This window comes from Synechococcus sp. R55.7, from assembly GCF_047461955.1.
In the GTDB taxonomy this organism is placed as follows: domain Bacteria; phylum Cyanobacteriota; class Cyanobacteriia; order Thermostichales; family Thermostichaceae; genus Thermostichus.
The window spans coordinates 1-5,837 of the sequence record NZ_JANSIC010000165.1; the positions used below are offsets into that span (position 1 = coordinate 1).

The window sequence follows — 5,837 nt, forward strand, 5'->3', positions numbered from 1 at the left end:
CAACGGCGGCTGGACGGCCAACCCGACTACAACCGCATTTGGGGCTCCGGCTCCACCCCCGAACATGCCATGGCCCAGGCCGTCCTGCAGCAAATGCAGCAGCGGGGCGTTTTTGCCAGCGTCGATATCCACAACAACACGGGCACCAACCCCCACTACGCCTGTGTCAATCACCTGGATGCCCCTACCCTGCACCTGGCCACCCTGTTTGGGCGCACCGTTCTCTATTTCACCAAGCCAGAAGGGGTACAGAGCATGGCCTTCGGGCGCTTCTGCCCGGCGGTGACCCTGGAATGCGGCAAGCCGGATCAGCCCCACGGCACCCAGCATGCCTACGAATTTCTGGAAGCCTGCCTTCACCTGTCGGCGATCCCGCAGCGCCCTGTCTTCCGCCAAGATATCGACCTCTTCCACAGCGTCGCCATTGTCAAAATCCCGGATCAGGTGAGCTTCAGCTTTGGGGAAGAGGATGGCAACCAAGAGGGATCCCCCTCCCACATCCGCTTCCCGCCGGATTTGGATCTCCTCAATTTTCGGGAGCTTCCCCCCCACACCCCCATTGGCTGGACGAACAACGGCTTCCACCTGGAGGTGCAAGACGAGCAGGGCCAAAATGTGGCGGATCGCTTTTTCTATGCCTGCAACGGAGAAATTCGCACCAGCGTGCCCATCATGCCGGGCATGCTCACCCTCAACAGCCGCATCATCCGCCAAGACTGCCTCTGCTACCTGATGGAGCGCTACCCCCTGGCCGGCTGAGCCGGGCTGCCAATTTCCGATCCCCAAACCAGAACGGGTAGTGCTCCGCACCGCTGCGCTAACAGTACCCGTCTACCGAGGGATGGTGAGTACGCTAACGTGGGACAGAGCGACCCCGCAAGCCCTATCCTGAAAACTGCCAACGGCACGCTGAGCCCACGGGATCCCTATGTTGCGCCTGCTGCGGATCGAGAACTTTGCCCTGATCGAGCAATTGGAGATCCCTTTTCGAGCGGGGCTGAACGTGCTCACCGGAGAAACCGGGGCCGGCAAATCCATCATCCTCGATGCGCTGGATGCAGCTCTAGGAGGTACAGCTCGGGCTCTGCGAACTGGCAGCGAACGAGGTCTGGTGGAAGCGATCTTCAGTCCTAATCCTGAACTGCAAGCCTGGCTAGAACAAGAGCACATCGACCCCCTAGAGGAGGGCCTGGTTTGTAGTCGCGAGCTGGTGTTGCGCAACGGCAAGCTCACCAGCCGCCTGCGGGTGAATGGGGTGCTGGTGAACAAAGCCCAGATGCTCAACCTGCGGGCCAAATTGGTAGAGATCACTGCCCAGGGGCAAACCGTTCAAATCCAATCTCCCCAAACCCAGCGCCGTTGGCTGGACGACTTTGGCGGCGAAGAGTTGTTGCGAACACGGGCGGAGGTGGCTGCCCTTTACCAAACCTGGAACCAACTGAAAACAGAGGTGGAATCCCGCCGGCAAAGCCAACAACTGCGCCTGCAACGGCTAGACCTGCTGGAGTTTCAAGCGCAAGAGCTGGCCGCCCTGCGCCTGGAGGATCCCGACGAAATGGCCAAGCTGGAGCGGGAACGGGAGCGCCTGGCTCACCGCGTGGAACTGCAACAGCAAAGCTACGAAGCTCACCAATTGCTCTATCAAAACGACAGCGGCTCACCGGCCATCGCCGATCTGTTGGGCCAGGTAGAACGGTTGCTCCAGACCATGACCCAGCGGGATCCCGACCTAGCCCCTCTGGCGGAAATGGTCAGCAGCGCTCTCATTCAGGTGGAGGAGGTGGGGCGGGAGCTGGTTCGCTACGGCGAGACGCTGGAGGCGGATCCCGGTCGGTTGAACAAAATTGAACGGCGCTTGGCGCAACTCAGACAAGCCTGCCGCAAATACGGCCCGACCTTGGCCGAGGTGGTGGCCCATGCGGAGCGGGTGCAGACGGAGTTGGCCCAACTGCGAGGAGACAACACCGACCTAGAGGAATTGCAGGTGCGGCTGGACAAAGCTGCCCAAGACCTGGAGCGCCATTGCCAGGTGCTCTCTCAACTGCGGCAACAAGCGGCCTGTCAACTGGAAAAGGCCCTCATAGAAGAGCTCAGGCCGCTGGGGATGAGCGCAGTGCAATTCCGGGTGCAGATCCAACCCGGCCCCCCGACAGCAGAGGGGGTGGATCAGGTGAGCTTTTGGATCAGCCCCAACCCGGGTGAGCCTCTTCAGCCCTTGGCCAGCATCGCCTCCGGCGGCGAGATGAGCCGTTTTCTGCTGGCCTTGAAAGCCGTATTCAGCCGCATCGATCCGGTGGCCACCATGGTTTTCGACGAGATCGATACCGGCGTGTCGGGCAAAGTGGCGCAAGCCATCGCCACCAAGCTGCACAGCATCGCCCGAGATCACCAGATCCTCTGCGTCACCCACCAACCCCTGATCGCTGCCTTGGCGGATCACCACCTGCGGGTTCACAAGGTGGTGCACCAAAAACGAACTTCTGTGCGGGTGGAGCTTTTGGGAGAACGGGAACGCCGCGAAGAACTGGCCCAACTCACTGCCGGTCACTCTGCCCAAGAAGCGATGACGTTTGTGGAGGCTCTTCTCAACCAAGCAGCTCAACTGCGCAAGCAGCAAATGGCCAGTCCCGCTTGACTCTCCTCTCCTTTTGTTTTGAGTGAGGGGAGGGGGGTGAGGGCCTCACCCGCCCAAGAACAGCTCCAGCACCTCAGGATTGCTCAGCAGGTTGGGGCCAGTATCCTCAAAGCGGTTTTCTCCCGTGGACAAGACATAGCCCCAGTCCGCCATCTTCAGGGCCTGCTTGGCATTTTGCTCCACCATGAGGATGCTGATGCCAAGACGGTTGATCTCTTGCAGGAGGGCGAAGGTCTGTTCTATGTACAGCGGTGACAGGCCGGCGGTCGGCTCATCCAGCAACAACAACTGCGGCTCCACCATCAACGCTCGCCCTATGGCCAGCATCTGCCGTTGTCCACCCGATAGGGATCCCGCCGCTTGGCGTCGTTTCTCTTTCAGGGGTGGAAACAGCTCATAAACCCGCTCCAGTTGGGCGGCAGGGTTGTCGCGTCGGATGAAGGCCCCCATCTCCAGGTTCTCTTGCACGGTGAGGGAAGGAAAGACATTGTTGGTCTGGGGCACAAAGCCGATTCCCCGTCGCACCAGTTGCTCAGCGGGCAGGTGGGTGATGTCGGATCCCTGAAACAGCACTCGGCCTGAGCGGATGGTGGCCAAGCCAAATAAGGATTTCAGCACCGTCGATTTGCCGGCTCCATTGGGGCCGATGATCACCACCATTTGCCCGGGGTTCACCTTCAGGTGGATCCCTTTGAGGATGTCCACCCCCCGGTAGCCGCTGTAGAGATCCTGGATGTCCAGCAAAGGGGTCATGAGAGGGATCCCTCCGAAGGCAGAGGGGAGGGTTGGGGTGGGTTTAGGGAGTCGGCCAGTGCCACAGATCCCAAATAGGCCTCCCGCACGGCTGGGTTTTGTTTGATCTCCTCCATGGATCCCTGGGTGAGAACCTTGCCGGCAGCCATGACCACCACGTGGTCGCAGAGACGGGTCACCAGATCCAGATCGTGCTCGATGATGCAGAAGGTGCAGCCGCGCTCGCGGTTGAGATACTCGATAAAACGCATCAAATCCGCCAGCAGAGTGCGGTTGACGCCGGCCCCCGGTTCATCCAGCAGGATCACCCGCGCATCGGTCATCAAGGTACGTCCCAGTTCCAGGAGTTTTTTTTGCCCGCCGGAAAGGGTGATGGCCAGTTGATCCCGCAGATGGATCAGGTTCAGCCGTTCCAGAACCTCTTCCGCCCGAGCTTGCAGGTTGCGTTCTTGTCGTTGCACCCGCCGCCAACCGAACCAAGTGGCGAACAGGTTTTCCCCTATCTGGTTGGGGGGAACCACCATCAAGTTCTCCAAGACGGTCATGCGGCCAAACTCCCGCGGGATCTGAAAGGTGCGCACCAGCCCTCGACGGAACAGATGGTGAGGGGGCAGGCCGGTGATGTCTTCCCCATCTAGCCAGATGCGCCCGCTGCTGGGCCGAATAAACCCGGCGATGATGTTAAAGAGCGTGGTCTTCCCTGCCCCATTCGGGCCAATCAAGCCCGTAATCCGACCGGTTTCGATGCGGAAGGAACAGTGATCCACCGCGCTAATGCCGCCAAACCGCTTGGAGATGTCGTCGATAACAATCACGCCGCTGCCTTGGGAAAACCCCGCCGACCGATGAGTTCAGTATTTCAAACATATAATGAGCCCATAATGAGCCCATTGCCGAGTTTGCCCATTATCCTTCCCGGATTCCTACAGGGGCAACTGCCTTTGGAGGCCGCAGCCAGCCCTACAGCAGCCAAGGAACGGGCGAGATCCTGAGTCTGGCCCGCCTGTTTCCCGGAGCCATCTTTTCTTGAGGAAGTGGGGAACGCTTTGAGGTGAGTCAACGTCTGACTGCTACGACTCAACACTTGACTTTACTTGACCTTTGGGATCTGAGTTCTACTTTCTCTTCCCTCATAGGAGGTTGTTGGTTATGTCTCCCATGAACAAACTCACCCGACGGGCCTTTGCAGCGGCGGCTGCCCTGACGGCGGCTGCTCTTGCCACCACTCTGCTGCCCAGCACGGCACAGCAGGCCACTCAGGGGCCGGTCAAAATCGGGGCCTTGATGTCTCTTACCGGGGATCTGCAGGCCTTCGGGGAAAACTGCCTCAAAGGGATCAAGCTGGCGATTGACCAAATCAACGCCGCCGGTGGCATTTTGGGATCCCCTGCCCAAGTGGTCGAAGCGGATGACCAGACGTCGGCTCAGCCGGCTATCGACGCAGCTCAACGGTTGGTCACCGTGGAGAAGGTGGCCGGCATTATCGGCGCCTTGGGCAGTGGCATCACCATCCCGGTGGCCACGACGGTTTCTGTTCCCAATCGGATCCCGCAAATTTCCCCCGCTTCCACCGCCCCCACCATCACCACCCTGGAGGACAACGATTTTCTGTTTCGCACGGTTCCTTCCGACGCCTACCAAGGGGTGGCCTTGGCCCAGATCACCCGTGAAGAGAAGCTGGAGCGCCTGGCCATCATCTACATCAACAACGACTATGGCCAGGGCCTGGCCGACAGCTTTAAGACGGCTTTTGAAAAGCGGGGCGGCACCATCACCAAGTCGGTTCCCTACGAGCCCGGCAAGGCTTCCTATCGCAGTGAGCTGACCCAACTGAAGGAAGGGGATCCCCAGGCATTGGTGCTGATTGGCTACCCCGAAAACGGTGTGGTCATTTTGCGGCAAGCTTTGGAAGAGGGGCTGTTTGACCGCTTTGTCTTCACCGATGGCATGCGCTCTCCCGACGTGGCAGCCCAGGTGGGAGCCGAAAAGCTAGAGGGATCCATCGGCGTTTCGCCCCAGGCCCTCACCGATAGCAAGGCTTACCAAATCTTTGCCGAAGCCTACAAAGCCGCCTACGGGGAGCTGCCCCCCACCCCCTACATCGACACCGCCTACGATGCCGCTTTTGTCCTGGCTCTGGCCATTCAGAAAGCCGGCAGCACCGACGGCACCGCTGTTCGGGATGCTTTGCGGGAAGTGGCCAATCCCCCCGGCACCGAGATCCTGCCCGGAGAGTGGGCCAAGGCGGTGGAGCTGATCGGCAAAGGGGAAGACATCTTCTACACCGGCGCCTCTGGATCCATCAACTTCGATGAGAATGGGGAGGTGGCCGGCACCTTTGCCCACTGGACTTTCCAAGGGGGGAAGGTGGTGGATCTGAAGGTGTTTGAGCCGGAGAGCTGATTTTCCCCTGCGGCTCCTGAGTGGGGGTCGGTTTCTCCTTCTGAGC

Annotated in this window: 5 protein-coding genes; 3 read left to right on the forward strand and 2 right to left on the reverse strand. The window is 60.0% G+C overall.

Features of this window, described 5'->3' with window-relative positions:
- Together NW820_RS09195 and recN are read left to right on the forward strand one after the other, a co-directional pair.
- A partial coding sequence (locus NW820_RS09195; protein ID WP_414407323.1) for a peptidase M14 occupies positions 1-759 on the forward strand: 759 nt, incomplete at its 5' end.
- A gap of 169 nt (positions 760-928) precedes the next feature.
- On the forward strand, positions 929-2,635 hold the full coding sequence (gene recN, locus NW820_RS09200; RefSeq protein WP_414407324.1) for a DNA repair protein RecN: 1,707 nt from the start codon (positions 929-931) through the stop codon (positions 2,633-2,635).
- 45 nt (positions 2,636-2,680) lie between these two features.
- Here the strand turns inward: recN and NW820_RS09205 are convergent, their stop codons facing one another.
- Both NW820_RS09205 and NW820_RS09210 read right to left on the reverse strand, forming a co-directional pair.
- Complete coding sequence (locus NW820_RS09205; protein ID WP_414347449.1) at positions 2,681-3,388, reverse strand: ABC transporter ATP-binding protein; 708 nt, start codon at positions 3,386-3,388, stop codon at positions 2,681-2,683.
- Entirely contained in the window at positions 3,385-4,203 is an 819-nt protein-coding gene (locus NW820_RS09210; RefSeq protein ID WP_414382094.1) for an ABC transporter ATP-binding protein, read from the reverse strand. Before NW820_RS09210 ends, NW820_RS09205 begins: the two co-directional genes overlap by 4 nt.
- Positions 4,204-4,537: 334 nt before the next feature.
- On the opposite strand from NW820_RS09210, the gene NW820_RS09215 reads away from it, so the two are divergent.
- Positions 4,538-5,791 carry an ABC transporter substrate-binding protein gene (locus tag NW820_RS09215; RefSeq protein WP_011432413.1) on the forward strand — a complete coding sequence of 418 codons (1,254 nt, stop codon included), beginning with the start codon at positions 4,538-4,540 and terminating at the stop codon, positions 5,789-5,791.
- Positions 5,792-5,837: the final 46 nt, after the last annotated feature.